Source organism: Streptomyces sp. UW30, assembly GCF_008042075.1.
Taxonomy (GTDB): Bacteria; Actinomycetota; Actinomycetes; order Streptomycetales; family Streptomycetaceae; genus Streptomyces.
In genome coordinates this window covers 1577022-1594126 of sequence record NZ_RDBN01000053.1, presented here as the reverse complement: position 1 = coordinate 1594126, position 17105 = coordinate 1577022, and the positions used below count along the sequence as shown (strand labels likewise).

Sequence of the window (17105 nt, the reverse complement as noted above, 5' to 3'; positions counted from 1 at the left end):
CGACCGGCTCCTCCCCCGCGACCTCCACGAACTCGGTGTGCCGGGCGGCCCGTCGCCACACCCCGTCCGGGTCCAGCGCCTCCACGCCCGCCGCGTCGCCGACGTCGACCGTGCCGTGGACCTGTGGGCCGAGCCCGTCAATGTCGTCCAGGCCGCCGACACCGAGGGGGGTCTGCTGCACCGTGTCGCCGGGAAGGTGCCGGTGCGGTCCGAGGCCAACGGCATTCGGCTGGTGCCCGCCTGGGAACCCGGCCACGACTGGAACGGCTGGCACGAGACGCCGCGCGGCGGGCTCACCGACGGCGTCGCCGCCATGGCCAACCAGCGCGGTGTCGCCGCCCCGCTCGGCATCGAGTTCGCCCCGCCGCACCGCGCCGACCGCATCACGGCCCTGCTGGGCGAGAAGGCCCGCTGGTCGGCCGCCGACATGCCGGCGATCCACATGGACACCCAACTGGCTTCCGCAGAACCCCTGTTGGAGCTGCTGGGCACCATCGACGTACGTACTCCCGAGGCCGCCCGCATCCGGCGGACCCTCCTGGACTGGGACCGCCGGATGGACGCCGACAGCGAGGCCGCGGCCGTGTACGCCGCGGTGCGCAGTGCCGTCGTACGCCGACTCGCCGCGCACCCGGCCTTCGCCGCGCTGACCGCGCCGCCCGCCTACCCGGAAGTCCTCCTCCCCTGGCTGGCCCTGCTCCCGCGCGTCGGCTTCGCCCTCGAACACCTCTTGCGTGCGGAGGAGTTGTACGGCATCGACCGCGCGGAGGCGGTGCGCGCGGCGGTGGAGGACGTGGCCGCGGAGCCGCCCTCCGGCAGTTGGGGCGACACCCACCGCCTCGCCCCCTGGCGGGCTCTGACCGACACGTCGTACGACGAACCCCGTCTCTCCGGCGACCACGACTGCGTGCTGTGCACCTCCGCCGTCCCCGGCTTCACCGACCTGAGCGCGCGCGGCCCCGCCGCCCGTTACGTCTGGGACCTGGCCGACCGCGAGGCCAGCCGCTGGGTGGTCCCGCTCGGGGCCTGGGGCATCCCCGGCTCGCCCCACCACCGCGACCAACTCCCCCTGTGGGTCAGGGGAGATCTGGTCCCGGTCGTCACCGATTTCACCAAGTTCGAGAGGGAATCCGCATCCGATGTCTGAGCTGTCCGCAACGGTCCACGAGCAGGCCGTCGACGCATTCGGCACCGTCCGCATCCGCCCCCTCGACCCGGAGGCCGACGCCGGGGTCGTCCATGGCTGGGTCAGCTCGGAGCGGGCCTCCTTCTGGGGCATGAACGGCCTGACCAGGGAGCAGGTGTCCGAGATCTACGCCCACATGGCCACCCTCGACACCCACCACGCCTTCCTGGTCGTACGGGACGCCGACCCGGTAGCCGTCCTCCAGACCTACGAGCCGGAGGCGGACCGCGTCGGCGAGGTCTACGACGTCCTTCCCGGCGACATCGGCGTCCACCTGCTGCTCGCTCCCGCCGGCGCCGAGGGCGCGCGGCCCGGCTGGACCTCGGCGTTGCTGACGGTCGTCGCGACGTACGTCTTCGGCACCCTGGACCGCCGGCGGGTGGTCGTCGACCCGGACGTAAGGAACGAGAAGGCCGTCTCCCGCTTCCTCAAGCAGGGATTCACGGCGGGGCCCGTGGTCGTGCTGCCGGAGGTGGACCTGCCGGACGTGTACATCCCGGAGAAGAAGGCCCAACTCGCGTTCCTGAGCCGGGGGTAGCCTTCCGGGCGTGACCCCGGAAGAGCTCGTCGCGCACTACTCCCTGGAACCGATCCCGCTGGAGGGCGGGCTGTTCCGGCAGACCTGGGCGGGGCCCGAGCGGTCCGACGGGCGGCCGCAGGGCACCGCGATAGTCGTCCTGCTCACCGCGGACGACTACTCGGCCCTGCACCGCCTGCCGTCCGACGAGGTCTGGCACTTCTACCTGGGCGACCCCCTGGAGATGCTGCTCCTCGCTCCCGACGGCACGTCCAGCACCGTCGTGCTCGGCCCCGACATACGGCGCGGCCAGCACATCCAGTTCACCGTCCCGGCCGGGACCTGGATGGGCGCGGCTGTGGCGGCGGGCGGGTCCTGGGCCTTCTTCGGCTGCACGATGGCGCCCGGTTTCACCTACGAGAGCTATGAGCACGGCGACCTGGCGCACCTGACGGCGCGCTATCCCGCCCAGGCGGCGCGGATCGCGGCACTGTGCCGCCCATGAGCGGACTCAGCGGACTCCTCGAAGGACAGGTCGCCCTGGTCACGGGCGCGGGCGGCGGCATCGGACGCGGGATCGCGACGCGCTTCGGGCAGGAGGGGGCCGCGGTCGCGCTGCATTGCCGTACGGCGGTGGAGGCGGCGGGGGAAGTGGCATCCCGCATCCGGGAGTCGGGCGGCCGGGCCGTCGTCCTGCGGGCCGACCTGACGGACGAGGACGCGTGCCGGCGGGTGGTCGGGGAGGCCGCCGAGTGGGCCGGCGGGCGGCTGACGGCGCTGGTCAACAACGCGGGCGTGCAGCCGACGCGGGAGCTGGCCGGGATGTCGGCGGGGGAATGGCGGACGGTCGTGGACGCCAACCTGACGAGCGTCTTCGCGTGTACGCAGGCGGCGGCGGAGGTCATGCGGGGTCAGGGCGGGGGCGGTTCGGTGACCCACATCGCGTCCATCGAGGCGACCCGCCCGGCGCCGGAGCACGCCCACTACGCCGCGTCGAAGGCGGCGGTCCGAATGCACGCCCGCTCGGCGGCGCTGGAGTACGGCCCCTTCGGCATCCGCGTCAACTCCGTCTCGCCCGGTCTGATCCACCGAGAGGGGCTGGAGGAGGCGTGGCCCGAGGGAGTGCGGAGGTGGGAGCGGGCGGTGCCGACGGGGAGGCTGGGGCGCGCGGAGGACGTGGGTGACGCGTGCGTGTTCCTGGCGTCGGGGCTCGCGTCATGGGTCACGGGCCACGATCTGGTGGTGGATGGCGGGGTGTCGGCGCGGCCGGGGTGGTGACCGGGGCCCGAATTTCAGGAGACCGCCGAGAGTAGATCTTCCCCGTGATCACTGGAGGGGACAGGACTGGTCGGGCATCGAGCGGTTCCGGGAGCATGTCACCACGGCCAGCGACAGGTACGCGGGGCGTTCGAGATAGAAGCCGTACGACACGTCGGCTCCCGTGGCGAGTCGTTCGGCGGCGGAATCGGCCAGTCGGCGCAGGCTGCTGGTGTCACGGTCATGCTCGTACGCGAATCGATGCGCGTGCTCGGCGAGCCGTTCCCCGAGCCAGGCCGCCGCTTCCTTCGCGTGGTCCCACGTGCCGCGAACGAGCGAGCGCGGCTTGAGGAGCCAGTACGCCGTCTCCAGCGGCGGCAGATCGGATGCCGGGAACTCTGCTGCCACTTCCCGGTAGCGCTGGAGCAGACGTTCTCCTGCGGAGTCGTTGGGGGCCGGTGGCCGTGGGGGCTCAGGGTGCGGAGGTCGCCGTAGGGCCTCGTTGTCGAAGCGCTCTTTGGGGCCGGTCCATAGGTAGCCGTGGTGGTGCACCAGTCGTTCCCGTTCGAGAGACGCCAGCCGGGCCGGACCCGAGGACGGGGGATGGATCCGGCCCGGCTGGTGGAGGGGGGTCAGACGTTCAGACCGAAGCGCGCCGGGTCGATGCCGGCCGCGTCCAGTTCCTCCGTGGTGAAGCGGAGCGGCTGTGCGTCGGGCTGCTTGCTGTCACCGAGGGCCCAGGCGTCGTAGCCGATTCGGGCCAGGGTCACGCATCCTTCGGTGCAGGGGCCTCCGCATGCCTTCACGAATGAGGCCCCGTCGATGTCGAGCGCGTACAGGTCGGTTCCGTTCAGCATTACTGCACCTTCCTGTTCAACTGATCTGATCGCGGCCATGGCTGACCGCCGCCGCCCCAAGGCGGGCGGGAGTTCATGGGAATGAGGCACGCCTGAGTGGTTGGAGCGCGTGCCGGCAAAGGGCTTGAGCCCGAATCCCCGGTTACGTTGTGTGGGCCGCAGCGTGGTGCCTGCGCAGCTCCACGTTCACGTCGGACACGGCGCTGTAGTCACCGCTGGAGCGGGCGTTCTGTCTGGCAACCACCAGTGGCAGACACGCGGCACAGCCAGGTGCGGCGGAGGGCTCGGCGGGTAGCTCGGTCAGGCCGTGATCCTGTGGCTCCAGTGTCTCCATGCGCTGCCTCCACGGCCGATCGGCTTCGGATACAGCGAAGGTAGGGAGACAGCGAGTTGTCTCTCCACGAACTTGCACTGGCTTGCGCAGCGATCACCCGAGGGCGTCGATGGCGGTGGTGATGAGTGACCTGGCCTGCGTGCCGTATACGGCGATCGCGGACAGCTCGGTGAACGCCCTGGCATACTCCGCGATCTCGCCGGGCTGGGTGACGGTCAGGTGCGCGGAGACAAGTTCCACGTTCACCTGTGCGTCGTCGTACATGGTGAACGACTCGACGGGCCATCCAGCACCGCGTGGTGTCCCGAGTGGGATGACGCCCAGGCTGACGGAGGGGAGTGAGGCGGCGGAGATCAGGTGACCGAGAGCTCCGGCCATGGTGTTGCGGTCGCCTATGACGGTGCGCAGTACCCATTCCTCGACGAGCATGGCGAACCGGTGGTCGCCGGTGTGCAGGATGCGCTGCCGCTCCATGCGGACGGCCACGGCGGCGTCGATGTCGTCGGGGACGTCCCGGAGGTGGGCCACGGTGCCCAGTACGGCGCGGGTGTAGGCGGGGGTCTGAAGCAGACCTGGGAGCACCCAGGACTGGTAGACGCGGAATCGGCGCGTGCGCTCGAAGAGCGGCGCCACGGATTGTTGGACGCGCCGAAGGCCCGCCCGCTCCATGCGCCGCCACTGGATGTAGGCGCCCTCTATTCCACGCGCCGTGGCGATCAGATCGGCGGTCTGGTCCTGGGCCCCGCAGAGCGTCGTATACGTCCGGAGGTCCGCGTCGGAGGGTGACGTATGTCCGTTCTCAAGTCGCGAACACTTCGACTCGTGCCAGTCGGCGCGCCTGGCCAGCTCTCGCGCCGTAAGGCCGGCGTCCACGCGGATCTCGCGTAGACGCCGGCCGAGGCCCTGCCGCGCCTGCTGAACACTGGATGAAGTCACACTGGGGATTGTGGATCAGGCGATCCCGTAGTCCTCGTGTGGCACTGCCAGGGCCCAGACGGCCTCGAAGGCATCGGCACACAGCTTCAGGACGCCCGGATCGTCAGTGAACTCCTCGTCGTCCGGAGCAAGTTCGCCATCACCGGCGAAGTGGTTGAAGACGACCGAGCTGTCGTCGAAGAGCCAGAAGTCGTTGCCGGGCAAGGCCAGTGCGGATGCGTGACGGCGCGGCAGCCAACGCACTTGCTCGCCTGCCTCCACGTTGGGGCCGGTCAGGTGGTGCTCGAACCGGATGTAGTCCGATACGGGTTCCGACACGATCCGGGCCCTGCGTACCTCGACCCCCTGGGCCACGAGGTCGGCGACGAGCCGCAGCCACGGCCGACGCGCTGGGTCGCTCTCTGCTGGATCATTACGGACGCCGCTCTGCCAGGCGGCGAATCGAGGGTCCGAGCGCATGTACCCGTCGCGCATCTCCAGATGGACGGCGGAGTGGGTACAGCGCCGCAGCCGGTCCTCAAGAGTCGGCACGGCCACCGTCTTTCACCTCCGGGAAGAACTGCACCATGCGCTTCGGGATCTCGATCACGTCCTCGTGGCCTGGAAGATCCAGCTGCGAACGCCGGGCCTCGTCGTCCACCTTCCAGCCCTGCACCAGGTAGGTGCCCCTCTCGTCGTCGAGGTAGATGGTGGGCGACTTGCCTTCCGGGCTGTCAGGATCCTGGCCGAGTTTGATCAGAGCCATCGCTGCCTCCGTCGTATTTGGGGGTCCGTGCCCGATCTTGTGCCCAACTACAAACAGGCGACAGGAACTTGCGAGAACTTGCGGCGGATTACCGCCTCGCGGCAATCGCGTGTGCGTGGAAGCTTGCCCACGTGGTGGACCGGAGGGTGAGGTAGGGGCCGTTCGGGTTCTTGGAGTCGCGGATGTGGATGGTGGTGGGGGTGGTGGCTATCTCGACGCAGTTGGAGGCGTCGGGGCTGTAACTGGACTTCGTCCAGCGAAGTTCGGACATGGTTCCTTCAGAGGGTCTGGGCGATGCGGTGGATCAGGTCACGGGACTCTGCGGGTTTCAGGGCGTTCGTCTCCATGCGGTCGAGTACGAGGCGGTACTTGTCCAACTGGGCCTCGGCATCCAGGAACTCGCACCCGTGATGGGTGTCCAGCTGAACAGTGTCCAGCTGGGGAACCGGCCCAACCAGATAGTCGACGGACTGTCCTGTGCCGGGAAACGAGCCCTTGCCGAACGGGATGACCCTCACTGTGACGTGGTCCAGCTCGCTCATGTCCAGAAGGTGCTGCAGCTGAGCGCGCACGGTCGCCGGGCCGCCGTACCCCATGTGCAGAGCGCACTCGTGGATCACTGCCGTGTATGGGGGAGGGTCCTCGCGGTGGAGGATTCCCTGCCGCTTGATCCGGTGACTCACACGGTGCTCGATCTCGTACTGCCTCAGTGCAGGCACCGCCTCCTTGAAGAGAGCGCGGGCATGGTCGGTCGTCTGGAGCAGGGCGGGGATGTGGATGACCAGGGCGACGCGCAGGGCTGCCGCGTGCTGTTCCAACTCGGCGAGGTCGATGAGGCCGACCGGCAGGTGTTCGCGGTAGCTGTCCCACCAGCCGCGCGTCTGGCGTTGCGCCATAGCGGCCAGGGCATCGACGAGGTGGGGGTCGCCGCAGTCGTAGGCGCGTGCGAGTGAGCGGACGCGGTCGGTGCTGAGGGGGCTGCGCCCTGTCTCGATCATGCTGACCCGGCCTTGGTTGACGCCGAGCCTCGTGGCCGCGCCGGTGGCCGTTAGTCCCGCTCGCTCGCGAAGCTTGCGCAGTTCAGCCCCCAGACGCCGTTGTCGCAGGGTGAGTGTGCTGGCGGGTGGCAAGGGGCCTCCTTTCCGGCCGCGGCGCGGCGCTCAGGTACCTCACACGAGGTAATTGCTGATTCACTTCTCAGGATCCACTGAGAAGTATCTCAACGCTGCGCTAGCGTAGCGCCACACCACTCAACTCCCCCCGCCCGTAAGCCGGAAGCGCACCATCCCAGGCACTGCCACCGGCCGGCGTAGTTGAGCGAGCTCAACCCCCACTTCTCTGCGGGACCTCTGGAGGTTTCCATGCGCACCGTATCCCCGCCCGACATCTGGGTGTACGCCCTCCGCCTGCCCCACGACCCCCGCGCAGCACGGGTCGCACATATGACCGTGCGGTCGGTGCTGGCCAGCCACGGCAGGTCCGAAGTCCTCGATACGGTGGAGCTGTTGACCTCGGAGATGGTGACGAACAGCTACCTGCACACCAACGGGCCGGCATCGCTCCGCCTGACCGCGCTCGCCGACGGACGTCTGCGCGTCGGGGTCTGGGACAACAACCCCCGCATCCCCGCACCCTTCGGCCGGCCACCCCGTGACCACGTCCCGCCCGCCCCGGCGCACGTCGACGGGGGACGCGGGCTCAGGCTCGTAGAGGAATACGCCGACTGCTGGGGCGGCGTGTCCCTCGGTTACGGCACCTTCGACCGTCGTGCCGGGAAGCTGCTCTGGTTCGAGACGCGCGGATGAGCAGCAGAATCCCCGATAGCCACTGAACGTCCTGCGCCGGGCCTGCCATCGATCCACCTCGGGCTGGGCCGCCCGTCCCGCGAACGCGAAGAGGAACACGCACCGTGCCCGTACCGCACGACATCCCCGCCGAGACCGACCTCTGGGACACCTTCGCCGAGTCCGCCTTCAAGGCCGACGCCCAGCCGGCGTTCTGCTGGACGCAGTACGCCGGCCACGGCCCTGGCCCCGAATTGCTCGGCGCTCCCCGCAGCGTGCTGGAGATCGGCTGTGGCACGGGCCGTGCACTCGCCTTCCTCGCCCGGCACGGCGTCACCGCGCACGGCGTCGACCTCTCCCCGGTCATGGTGAGGAAGAGCACCGAGCGGTGGGGCGACACCGGCGCCGTCATCGCTTGCGGCGAGGTGCTGGAGTGGCTGGCGGCCCCCGGCGAGACATACGACGCCGTCTACTCGATCTTCGGAGCCGCCTGGTTCGCCGACCCCGGCCGCCTCTTCCCGCTCGTGCGGGCACGGCTCACCCCGGGCGGCATGTTCGTGTTCTCCCAGCCGCCCGCCATCCCCGGCGCGTATGGCCCGCAGGGTATGTACAAGGGCGGGTTCGCGGGCAAGGCCGTGTTCACCTACCGCTACAGCTACCGCCCGGCCGTCTGGGAGCGCCTGCTCACCCGGGCCGGTTTCGCCTCGGTCGAAGCGCGTGTGCTGGACGCCCCGGAGCCTGGCCACATCGGCACATTGATCGTCCGCGCGGTCGCCCCCGGCCGCCCAGCCGGCATGCCGTCCCTGTCGAGCCACGCGTTGAGTCCGAAGGGCTCCGCGTCCGTACCTATCCCCGAGGCCTCAAGTCCGACGACGGAGATGTGACACACGTGGGGTGCGATGAGCGACGACGACCGCGCCGCCGATTTACCGAGCGACGGCGACTTCAACGGTTGGTGCTGCTGGGCACCCTGCTGGTCCTGTTCCTCCTCGGCGGTACGGGACCGGCGTCCGCGCACGCCGCCCTCCGTGCCACCGACCCCGAGGACGGAACCGTCCTCAAGTCGGCCCCCCGTGACATCACCCTGACCTTCACGGAGTCCGTCGGACTGCTGGAGGACTCCTTCCGCATCCTGGACCCCGACGGCCGCCGCCTGCGCACCGGCGAGCCGCAGCACGCCTCGGACGGCGCCGACACCGCCCGGGTCACGTTGCCCGCGAAGCTGGCCCAGGGGACGTACACCGTCGCCTGGCGGGTGGTGTCGGCCGACAGCCACCCGGTCTCCGGCGCGTTCACCTTCTCCGTCGGCAAACAGTCCCTCACCACGGCCAGTATCGACACCGGCCCCACCGAGGACCCGGCGACCAAGAGCCTCTACAACATCGCCCGCTACCTCGCGTACCTCGCCGTCGCCCTGCTCATCGGCACGGCGACGTTCATGGCGGTCTGCCGCCCACCGGACGCCCCCGTCCTGCGCAGGCTGCTCCGGGCCGGCTGGTGGACCCTCCTGACCGCCACCCTCGCCCTGCTGGTGCTGCGCGCCCCGTACGAGACCGGCGAGGGCCCCCTGGGCTCCCTGAGCGCCGACTCCTTCACCCGCACCCTGACCAGCCGCCCTGGTGAGGTCCTGCYGGCCCGGCTGGCCCTGCTGCTGGTGGCCGCCCTCTACCTCGTACGGCTGTCGCGGCGCGGTAAGCCCTACGGCTGGACCGGCGCCGCCCTCGCCGTGGGACTCGCCATGACCTGGGCCGCCGGCGAGCACGCCTCCGCGGGCATCCAGGTCCCGGTGGCGATGACCTCCTCGGCGCTGCATCTGCTCGCCACGGCGGTCTGGCTGGGCGGCCTCGCGGCCCTCCTCCTCACCCTGTACCGAGCCCACCTCACCCCCGCGGCCGTCACCCGCTTCTCGCGCCTCGCGTTCGCATCCGTGACGGTCCTCGTCGCCACCGGCGTCTACCAGTCCTGGCGCGGCCTCGGCTCCTGGGACGCCCTCACCGGCACGACGTACGGCAGGCTCCTGACCCTGAAGCTGGTCGCCGTGGTGCTGCTCCTCGGCGCGGCGGCCGCCTCCCGCCGCTGGACGGCACGCCTGGCCACGGTCGACGCGGCCGCGGAGACGGTCGTACGGGAGAAGGTGCCCGAGCCCGTCGGCGGCCCGCCGCTGCCCGAGCCGCCGCAGGCCGACGTGCCGCCGCCCACGGATCCGCACCGCCGCGCCCTGCGCCGCTCCGTCCTCGCCGAAGTCGCCGTCGGTGCGGTGGTCCTCGCGGTCACCACGCTCCTCACCAGCACCCTGCCCGGCCGGGCGGAGGCCGAGGCGGCGGCCGGTACGCCCGCGGTCGTCGGCGCCTCCGTCACCAACGTCCCCTTCGACGTCGGCACCCCCGGCGGCCACGGCAAGGTGCAGATCACGCTCGACCCGGGCCGGGTCGGCGACAACTCGATCGAGGCCCTCGTCTTCGGGCCCGACGGCGGCGTGTCCGTCGTCCCCGAACTGCGCGTCTCCTTCACGCTCCCGGCCAAGGACATCGGCCCCATCGACGCCGAACTCGCCGACAAGGGCGGTTACTGGGCCAACAGCTTCCTCAATCTCCCCATCGCCGGGAAGTGGGAGATGAAGGTGACCGTCCGGACGTCGGACGTCGACCAGGTGAGCGAGACCAGGACCGTGCTGGTCCGATAGCGGACCAGGCGACCGGCCAGGCGACCGGCCAGGCGACTGTGCGCGTCGTGCATCCGGGGCGGCAGCGCCGTGAACGTTCCCGGATTCGATCACCGCGACGGTGAGCGCTCGGTTCGAGATATCAGTCACGTTTCCGAAACGACGATCGTCATCTCTTGACGCATGACCAGACATACGGCTGTTATTGCGCCACCGTGTTCGGTCAAGTTGATTTCTGATCGATTACGACGGACTTCAACGCGTCCACCCTCATGATCGAACCCTGCCATCAGGAGCCGTAGATGCAGCACTTCTCCCCCTCCGGTCTCTCACTGCCCTCCCCGAGCCGCCGCACCCTGCTGCGCGGCATAGGCGGCGCCGCCGTACTCGGCGCGGGCATCCCCCTGCTCAGCGCCTGCGGCGGCAGCGGCACGGCCAGTGACCCGAAGACCGTCACGCTCGGCTCCAAGGCGTCCGACGCCGTGCCGAAGAAGGCGTTCGCCGACATCTACGCGGCCTACAAGAAGAAGTCCGGCATCACGGTCGACGTGAACACCAAGGACTCCAACACCTTCCAGGAGCAGATCAACTCCTACCTCCAGGGCACGCCGGACGACGTGTTCACCTGGTTCGCCGGCTACCGGATGCAGTTCTTCGCGGCCAAGGGGCTCGCGACGCCGATCGACGACGTGTGGAAGACCATCGGGGACAACTTCCCCGAGGCGATGCACAAGCTCAGCAAGGGCGAGGACGGCAAGTACTACTTCGTGCCGCTGTACACGTACCCGTGGGCGATCTTCTACCGGAAGAGCGTCTTCAAGGAGAACGGCTACGAAGTCCCCACCACCTGGGACGACTTCGTCGCGCTGTGCAAGCAGATGCAGAAGGACAAGCTGGTCCCGATCGCCTTCGGCGACAAGGACGCCTGGCCCGCGCTCGGCACCTTCGACCAGATCAACTTCCGCCAGAACGGCTACGACTTCCACGTCGACCTGATGGGCGGCAAGGCCTCCTGGACCGACGCCAAGGTGCGCAAGGTCTTCGACCTGTGGACCGAGATCCTCCCCTACCACCAGGAGGGCGCGGTAGGCCGCACCTGGCAGGACGCGGCCCAGACGCTCGCCTCGAAGAAGGCCGGCATGTACCTCCTCGGCACCTTCGTGGCCCAGCAGTTCACCGACAAGGCCGCCCTGGACGACCTCGACTTCTTCGCCTTCCCGGAGATCGACCCGCAGTTCGGGCAGGACACCGTCGAGGCGCCGACCGACGGCTTCATGATGAGCAAGAGCCCGAAGAACAAGGCCGAGGCCGTCAAGCTGCTGGAGTACCTGGGCACTCCGGAGGCCGAGACCGTCTATCTCAAGTCCGACCCGAGCTCGGTCCACGCCTCCACCAAGGCCGACACCTCCTCGTACACCGCTCTGCAGAAGAAGGCGTACGACATGATCGCCGGCGCCAAGTCCCTGACCCAGTTCATGGACCGTGACTCCCGCCCCGACTTCACCTCCACGGTGATGCAGCCGGCGCTCCAGAAGTTCGTCCGTGACCCCAAGGGCGTCGACAGTCTGCTGTCCTCGATCGAGCGCCAGAAGAAGACGATCTTCGCGTCCGGCTGATCGACATGACAACAGAAACCACCAAGGAGATCCCGGAGGCGGCCGCCGTGCCGCCTCCGGGCGCTGCCCCCGCGAAGAAGGTGTCCCAGGGACACCGCCGCCTGCTGACCCGCCGTGACCGGATCACCCTCGGTCTGATGGCGGGTCTGCCGACCATCCTGCACATCGCCCTCGTGTGGGTGACGGCCCTCGCCTCCGTGGCGCTGGCCTTCACCACCTGGGACGGCATCGGCTTCGACTCGATCAAGTGGGTGGGCCTGGAGAACTTCAAGGAACTGTTCTCCAACAACCCGCAGTTCTGGCCGGCCGTCCAGCACAACGTCATCTGGTTCGTCGTCCTGATCGTGATCCCGACCCCGCTCGGCCTGTTCCTGGCCGTGCAGCTGGACAAGAAGATCCGGTTCAGCAGGGTGTACCAGACCGCGTTCTTCCTGCCCGTCGTGATGTCGATGGCCGTCATCGGCTTCGTCTGGCAGCTGATCTACAACCCCGACACCGGCCTGATCAACAGCGTCATCGGCGCCAACGAGCCCGGCAAGTACATCGACTGGATCGGCGACCCGGACCTCAACCTGTGGGCGATCCTCGTCGCCGCGTCCTGGCGCCACACCGGCTACATGATGATCCTGTACCTGGCCGGCCTGAAGGGCGTCGACCCCTCGCTGCGGGAGGCCTCCTCGCTCGACGGGGCCAATGAGTGGCAGACGTTCAAGAACGTCATCTTCCCGACGCTGCGGCCCACCAACACCGTCGTCCTGGTCGTCACCATCATCGAGGCCCTGCGCGCCTTCGACCTGGTCTTCGTCTTCAACAAGGGCGCCGAGGGCACCGAGCTGCTCTCGATCCTGGTCACCAACAACATCATCGGCGAGTCCAGCCGCATCGGTTACGGCTCCGCGATCGCGGTCGTCCTGCTGCTGATCTCCCTCGTCGTGATCATTCCCTACCTGGTGGCCACCTTCCGGAAGGAGCGGCGCGCATGACCATCACCGCGATGACCAAGACCCGTACGCCGATCCGCCCCGCCCGGATCCTGCTGCACGTCTTCCTCGCCGGCGCGGCGCTGGCCTGGCTCGCGCCGCTGCTCTGGGCGATCTACGCGGCGCTGCGGCCGTACTCGGAGACGAGCGAGAAGGGATACGTGTCCTGGCCGGACACGCTGAACTTCGACAACTTCACCAATGCGTATCAGCAGTCGGACATGAGTCACTACTTCGTCAACACGATGATCATCGCTGTGCCGGCGGTGCTGGTGACGTTGTTCCTGTCGTCGATGGTCGCGTTCTACGTCAGCCGCTTCGACTTCCGCATCAACCTGGCGCTGCTGCTGGTCTTCACGGCGGGCAACCTGCTCCCGCAGCAGGTCATCATCACCCCGCTGTACCGGCTGTACCTGCTGATCGACCTGCCCGGCATCACGATGTCCGGCAAGCTCTACGACTCGGCGCTCGGCCTGGTGTTGATTCATGTTGCCTTCCAGTCGGGCTTCTGCGCCTTCGTGCTCAGCAACTACATGCGCACGCTGCCGCACGAGCTGACCGAGGCCGCGCTGGTGGACGGCGCCTCGGTGTGGCGGCAGTACTGGCAGATCGTGCTGCCGCTGTGCCGCCCGGCGATGGCGGCCCTGGCGACGCTGCTGTCCATCTGGATCTACAACGACTTCTTCTGGGCCCTGGTCCTGATCTCGACCGGCGAGAACATGCCGATCACCTCGGCGCTGAACAACCTCTCCGGCGCGTACTTCACCGACCCCAACCTGGTCGCGGCCGGTGCCCTGCTCACCGCGATCCCCACGCTGATCGTGTACTTCGTGCTCCAGCGGCAGTTCGTCAGTGGCCTGACGCTGGGCGCCAACAAGGGCTGACCGCCCCTTTCTTGAGAGAGACGCCCGTGCACCACCCATTCACCCCCGTCGCCGCCGTGCCCGTGGACCTGCGCACCGCCCTCGTCCACGAGGAGGGCTGGCAGTCCTGGAGCCCGAGCGGTGCCTATGCCCTCGGCGACAGCCCCTACCGTCCGACCAACGACAACTGGGCGACGGTCTGTTACCGCCCGGGTGCCACCGTGCCCGACGCCGCCTTCCAGGGCGAGGGCCTGCTGGCGCTCGACGCCGGTGACGGCTCACCGGTCCGCCTGTGGGCGGCGGTCGACCCGACGCGTGAGGTGCCGTCGATCCGGCTGGTCGTGACGGACGGCGCCGTCGCGGAGGTCGCCGCCGACGGCCCGGTGAAGGAATGGACGGGGACCGACATCCAGTCGGCGCTGGGCGAGTGGGCCGACAGCCTCCAGCTCTCGGCCCCCCGCCCGGCCCCCACCGTCTGGTGCTCCTGGTACGAGTACTTCACCGCCGTCACCGAGGACGACATCCACGAGAACCTCCGCGCGATGGACGCCCTCGACCTGCCCATCGACGTCGTCCAGATCGACGACGGCTACCAGCAGGCCCTCGGCGACTGGCTCACCCTCTCCGGCCGCTTCCGCTCCCGCGCGGGCATCGCCGACGCGATCAGGGCGAGGGGCCGCCGCGCCGGCATCTGGACGGCGCCCTTCCTGGTCGACCCGGCGAGCGACCTGGCCGCCGAACACCCCGACTGGCTGGTGCGCACCGCCGACGGCGACTTCGCGCACGCCGGCCGCAACTGGGGCCACGACCTGCGCGTCCTGGACACCACCCACCCCGAGGCGGCGGCGTACCTGACGGACGTCTTCCGGACCCTGCGCGCCGAGGGCTACGACTACTTCAAGGTCGACTTCCTCTACGCGGGCGCCCTGGACGGCGTACGGCACGACCCGGACATCGACGCGCTGACGGCGTACCGCTCCGGGATCGAGCTGATCCGTGCGGCGATCGGCGAGGACGCCTACCTGCTGGGCTGCGGAGCCCCCCTGCTGGCGTCCATCGGCCTGTTCGACGCGATGCGGGTCAGCCCCGACACGGCCCCGCACCGCCGCCCCGAGGCCGACGACTACAGCCAGCCCGGCCAGGACCCGGCCGAGTTCACCGGCGTCGGCCGCCAGTGGCAGCACGGCCGGCTGTGGATCAACGACCCCGACTGCCTGATGGCCCGCCCGGCCGTGGAGACGCGGGAGCAGTGGGCCGCGCACGTCGAGGCGACCGGCGGCCTCATGGCCTCCAGCGACCGTCTGCTGTCGCTGGACGAGTGGGGCGTGGCGACGACGCGCCGGCTGCTGTCGGGGGGCGCCCGATGAAGCGCGAACTGTCCGTCCCCGGGATCGCCTACGGCGGTGACTACAACCCCGAGCAGTGGCCCGAGGAGGTCTGGGCCGAGGACATGCGCCTGATGCGCGAGGCCGGGGTGACCATGGTCAGCGTCGGCATCTTCTCCTGGGCGCTGCTGGAGCCGAAGGAGGGCGAGTACGACTTCACCCTCCTCGACCGCGTCCTCGACCTGCTGCACGCCCACGGCATCGCGGCCGACCTCGCGACCCCGACGGCGGCGCCCCCGGCGTGGTTCTTCCGCGCCCACCCCGAGGCGCTGCCCGTCGACAAGGACGGCCGCGGACTGTCGTACGGCAGCCGCCAGACGTTCTGCCCTTCGAGCCCCGCCTACCGGGAGGCCGCGCTGCGGATGGCGCGGGCGCTCGCCGGGCGGTACGCGCAGCACCCGGCGCTGGCGATGTGGCACGTCCACAACGAGTACGGCTGCCACAACGCCGAGTGCTACTGCGACGAGAGCGCGGCCGGCTTCCGGCGCTGGCTGCGGGCGCGGTACGCGGACGACCTGACCGCCCTGAACGACGCGTGGGGCACCCGCTTCTGGAGCCAGTGGTACTACGACTGGGACGAGATCCTGCCGCCCCGCCCCACCGGCGCCGTCCCGAACCCCACCCACCAGCTGGACTGGCGCCGCTTCTGCAGCGACGAACTGCTGTCGCTGTACGAGGCGGAGCGCGCGGTGCTGCTGGAGGCGGCCCCGGAGATCCCGGCCACCACCAACTTCATGGTGATGTACAACTTCGACGCGCTGGACTACTGGCGCTGGGCCCCGAAGCTGGACGTCGTCTCCAACGACCACTACCTCCGGTCCACCGACCCCGAGTCCGAGATCGACATCGCGCTCAGCGGCGACCTGGTCCGCTCCCTCGCGGGCGGCCCGTGGCTGCTGATGGAGCACTCGACGGGCGCGGTGAACTGGCAGCCGGTGAACCGGGCCAAGGGCCCGGGCGAGCTGCGGCGCAACGCCCTCGCCCACGTGGCCCGGGGCGCCGACGGCATCGCCTACTTCCAGTGGCGCGCGGCCAAGGCGGGCGCCGAGCAGTGGCACTCGGCGATGCTGCCGCACGCCGGCACGGACAGCCAGATCTGGCGTGACGTCGTCCGGCTCGGCGCGGATCTGCGGGCGCTGGCGGAGGTGCGCGGCAGCGTCGGCACGGCCGAGGTGGCGATCGTCTGGGACTTCAACGCGCGCTGGGCGCTGGAACTCCCCTCCCAGCCGAGCGCCGAACTGCGCTTCCTGGACCTGGTCCGTGCCTGGTACGAGCCGCTGTGGCGGTCGGGCGTGGCGGTGGACTTCGTACGCCCGGACGCCGACCTGTCGGCCTACCGGGTGGTGCTGGCCCCCTCGCTGTACCTGGTGGACGACGAGGGCGCGAGGAACCTGACGGCCTTCGCGTCGGACGGCGGCACGCTGGCCGTCGGCTTCCACAGCGGTGCGGTGGACGAGAACTGCCATGTCCGGCTGGGCGGTTACCCGGGCGCGTTCCGGGAGGCGCTCGGCGTGCGGACGGACGAGCTGTTCCCGCTGCTGGAGGGTGAGTCGGTCGGCCTGAGCGGCGGCGGCACGGGGATGCTGTGGTCGGAGCGGGTGCGGCTGTCCGGCGCCGAGCCGGTCGAGTCGTATACGTCCGGCCCGCTGGCCGGGGGACCGGCGGTGACGCGTAACAGCCTCGGTGCCGGGGTGAGTTGGTATGTGGCAACGCTGCCCGACCCGGAGACTCTGGCGGGGCTGCTGGACCGCATCCGCAAGGAGGCGGGGGTGGAGCCGGTGCGTGGCACTCCGCAGGGCGTCGAGGCGGTGCTGCGGCGCGGGCCGGATGCCGACTACCTGTTCCTGATCAACCACACCGACCGGCCGGCCCATGTCGCCGTCGCGCCGGACGCCACGGAACTGCTGTCGGGCAAGCCGGTGCCGGGGTCGGTCAGCGTCGCGGCGGGGGAGACGGCGGTGGTGCGAGAGCCGCGCTGAGCCC

Annotated in this window: 18 protein-coding genes and 1 pseudogene; 12 read left to right on the top strand and 7 right to left on the bottom strand. The window is 69.8% G+C overall.

Going from position 1 to position 17105, the window contains the following annotated elements; translation table 11 throughout:
• The 4 genes from EAO75_RS41715 to EAO75_RS41700 all read left to right on the top strand — a co-directional run.
• On the top strand, nucleotides 1-1147 hold a 1147-nt coding region (locus EAO75_RS41715), incomplete at its 5' end, for a penicillin acylase family protein (RefSeq protein ID WP_148000594.1).
• Entirely contained in the window at nucleotides 1140-1724 is a 585-nt protein-coding gene (locus EAO75_RS41710; protein WP_148000222.1) for a GNAT family N-acetyltransferase, read from the top strand. The genes EAO75_RS41715 and EAO75_RS41710, both read left to right, overlap by 8 nt.
• A gap of 10 nt (nucleotides 1725-1734) precedes the next feature.
• Entirely contained in the window at nucleotides 1735-2208 is a 474-nt protein-coding gene (locus EAO75_RS41705; RefSeq protein WP_148000221.1) for a cupin domain-containing protein, read from the top strand.
• The gene (locus tag EAO75_RS41700) at nucleotides 2205-2981 is read left to right on the top strand and encodes an SDR family NAD(P)-dependent oxidoreductase (RefSeq protein WP_148000220.1); all 777 of its coding nucleotides are present in this window, start codon (nucleotides 2205-2207) and stop codon (nucleotides 2979-2981) included. The genes EAO75_RS41705 and EAO75_RS41700 overlap by 4 nt, the downstream gene beginning before the upstream one ends.
• Before the next feature lie 48 nt (nucleotides 2982-3029).
• Here EAO75_RS41700 and EAO75_RS41695 read toward each other — a convergent pair whose 3' ends face one another.
• From EAO75_RS41695 to EAO75_RS41660, 7 genes are all read right to left on the bottom strand, one after another.
• Nucleotides 3030-3512, bottom strand: coding sequence for a hypothetical protein (locus tag EAO75_RS41695; protein WP_148000219.1), 483 nt, complete (start codon nucleotides 3510-3512; stop codon nucleotides 3030-3032).
• Nucleotides 3513-3592: 80 nt separating this feature from the next.
• The gene (locus EAO75_RS41690; protein ID WP_148000218.1) at nucleotides 3593-3817 is read right to left on the bottom strand and encodes a DUF397 domain-containing protein; all 225 of its coding nucleotides are present in this window, start codon (nucleotides 3815-3817) and stop codon (nucleotides 3593-3595) included.
• A 427-nt stretch (nucleotides 3818-4244) separates the two neighbouring features.
• Nucleotides 4245-5096 carry a helix-turn-helix domain-containing protein gene (locus EAO75_RS41680; protein WP_148000216.1) on the bottom strand — a complete coding sequence of 284 codons (852 nt, stop codon included), beginning with the start codon at nucleotides 5094-5096 and terminating at the stop codon, nucleotides 4245-4247.
• Between the two features lie 6 nt (nucleotides 5097-5102).
• Nucleotides 5103-5618, bottom strand: coding sequence for a DUF6879 family protein (locus tag EAO75_RS41675; protein WP_148000592.1), 516 nt, complete (start codon nucleotides 5616-5618; stop codon nucleotides 5103-5105).
• Nucleotides 5605-5832 (bottom strand): hypothetical protein, encoded by a 228-nt coding sequence (locus EAO75_RS41670; RefSeq protein ID WP_148000215.1) that lies wholly within the window; start codon nucleotides 5830-5832, stop codon nucleotides 5605-5607. Before EAO75_RS41670 ends, EAO75_RS41675 begins: the two co-directional genes overlap by 14 nt.
• 88 nt (nucleotides 5833-5920) lie before the next feature.
• The gene (locus tag EAO75_RS41665) at nucleotides 5921-6103 is read right to left on the bottom strand and encodes a DUF397 domain-containing protein (protein WP_148000214.1); all 183 of its coding nucleotides are present in this window, start codon (nucleotides 6101-6103) and stop codon (nucleotides 5921-5923) included.
• A gap of 7 nt (nucleotides 6104-6110) precedes the next feature.
• Nucleotides 6111-6962 carry a helix-turn-helix domain-containing protein gene (locus EAO75_RS41660; protein WP_148000213.1) on the bottom strand — a complete coding sequence of 284 codons (852 nt, stop codon included), beginning with the start codon at nucleotides 6960-6962 and terminating at the stop codon, nucleotides 6111-6113.
• Between the two features lie 231 nt (nucleotides 6963-7193).
• On the opposite strand from EAO75_RS41660, the gene EAO75_RS41655 reads away from it, so the two are divergent.
• The 8 genes and pseudogenes from EAO75_RS41655 (at nucleotide 7194) to EAO75_RS41620 (ending at nucleotide 17101) form a co-directional block, all read left to right on the top strand.
• Nucleotides 7194-7637, top strand: coding sequence for an ATP-binding protein (locus EAO75_RS41655; RefSeq protein WP_148000212.1), 444 nt, complete (start codon nucleotides 7194-7196; stop codon nucleotides 7635-7637).
• Nucleotides 7638-7741: 104 nt separating this feature from the next.
• Nucleotides 7742-8392 (top strand): annotated as a pseudogene (locus EAO75_RS41650) (class I SAM-dependent methyltransferase); the annotation flags it as partial.
• 179 nt (nucleotides 8393-8571) lie between these two features.
• Nucleotides 8572-10299: a copper resistance CopC/CopD family protein gene (locus EAO75_RS41645; protein ID WP_148000210.1), complete on the top strand. Its 1728-nt coding sequence runs from the start codon at nucleotides 8572-8574 to the stop codon at nucleotides 10297-10299.
• A gap of 281 nt (nucleotides 10300-10580) precedes the next feature.
• Nucleotides 10581-11894 carry an ABC transporter substrate-binding protein gene (locus EAO75_RS41640; RefSeq protein WP_148000209.1) on the top strand — a complete coding sequence of 438 codons (1314 nt, stop codon included), beginning with the start codon at nucleotides 10581-10583 and terminating at the stop codon, nucleotides 11892-11894.
• 5 nt (nucleotides 11895-11899) lie between these two features.
• A complete protein-coding gene (locus EAO75_RS41635) occupies nucleotides 11900-12877 on the top strand; it encodes a carbohydrate ABC transporter permease (RefSeq protein ID WP_148000208.1) in 978 nt (325 codons plus the stop codon).
• The gene (locus EAO75_RS41630) at nucleotides 12874-13758 is read left to right on the top strand and encodes a carbohydrate ABC transporter permease (RefSeq protein ID WP_148000207.1); all 885 of its coding nucleotides are present in this window, start codon (nucleotides 12874-12876) and stop codon (nucleotides 13756-13758) included. Before EAO75_RS41635 ends, EAO75_RS41630 begins: the two co-directional genes overlap by 4 nt.
• 26 nt (nucleotides 13759-13784) lie before the next feature.
• Nucleotides 13785-15104, top strand: a complete 1320-nt coding sequence (locus EAO75_RS41625) for a glycoside hydrolase family 36 protein (protein ID WP_148000206.1) — start codon at nucleotides 13785-13787, stop codon at nucleotides 15102-15104.
• The gene (locus EAO75_RS41620) at nucleotides 15101-17101 is read left to right on the top strand and encodes a beta-galactosidase (protein ID WP_148000205.1); all 2001 of its coding nucleotides are present in this window, start codon (nucleotides 15101-15103) and stop codon (nucleotides 17099-17101) included. Before EAO75_RS41625 ends, EAO75_RS41620 begins: the two co-directional genes overlap by 4 nt.
• Nucleotides 17102-17105 lie beyond the last annotated feature (4 nt).

Coding starts and splice junctions, on each gene's coding strand:
- EAO75_RS41655 (WP_148000212.1), top strand. CDS start 7,194: ATGCGCACCGTATCCCCGCCCGACATCTGGGTGTACGCCCTCCGCCTG.
- EAO75_RS41700 (WP_148000220.1), top strand. CDS start 2,205: ATGAGCGGACTCAGCGGACTCCTCGAAGGACAGGTCGCCCTGGTCACG.
- EAO75_RS41620 (WP_148000205.1), top strand. CDS start 15,101: ATGAAGCGCGAACTGTCCGTCCCCGGGATCGCCTACGGCGGTGACTAC.
- EAO75_RS41710 (WP_148000222.1), top strand. CDS start 1,140: ATGTCTGAGCTGTCCGCAACGGTCCACGAGCAGGCCGTCGACGCATTC.
- EAO75_RS41665 (WP_148000214.1), bottom strand. CDS start 6,103: ATGTCCGAACTTCGCTGGACGAAGTCCAGTTACAGCCCCGACGCCTCC.
- EAO75_RS41670 (WP_148000215.1), bottom strand. CDS start 5,832: ATGGCTCTGATCAAACTCGGCCAGGATCCTGACAGCCCGGAAGGCAAG.
- EAO75_RS41690 (WP_148000218.1), bottom strand. CDS start 3,817: ATGCTGAACGGAACCGACCTGTACGCGCTCGACATCGACGGGGCCTCA.
- EAO75_RS41635 (WP_148000208.1), top strand. CDS start 11,900: ATGACAACAGAAACCACCAAGGAGATCCCGGAGGCGGCCGCCGTGCCG.
- EAO75_RS41630 (WP_148000207.1), top strand. CDS start 12,874: ATGACCATCACCGCGATGACCAAGACCCGTACGCCGATCCGCCCCGCC.
- EAO75_RS41640 (WP_148000209.1), top strand. CDS start 10,581: ATGCAGCACTTCTCCCCCTCCGGTCTCTCACTGCCCTCCCCGAGCCGC.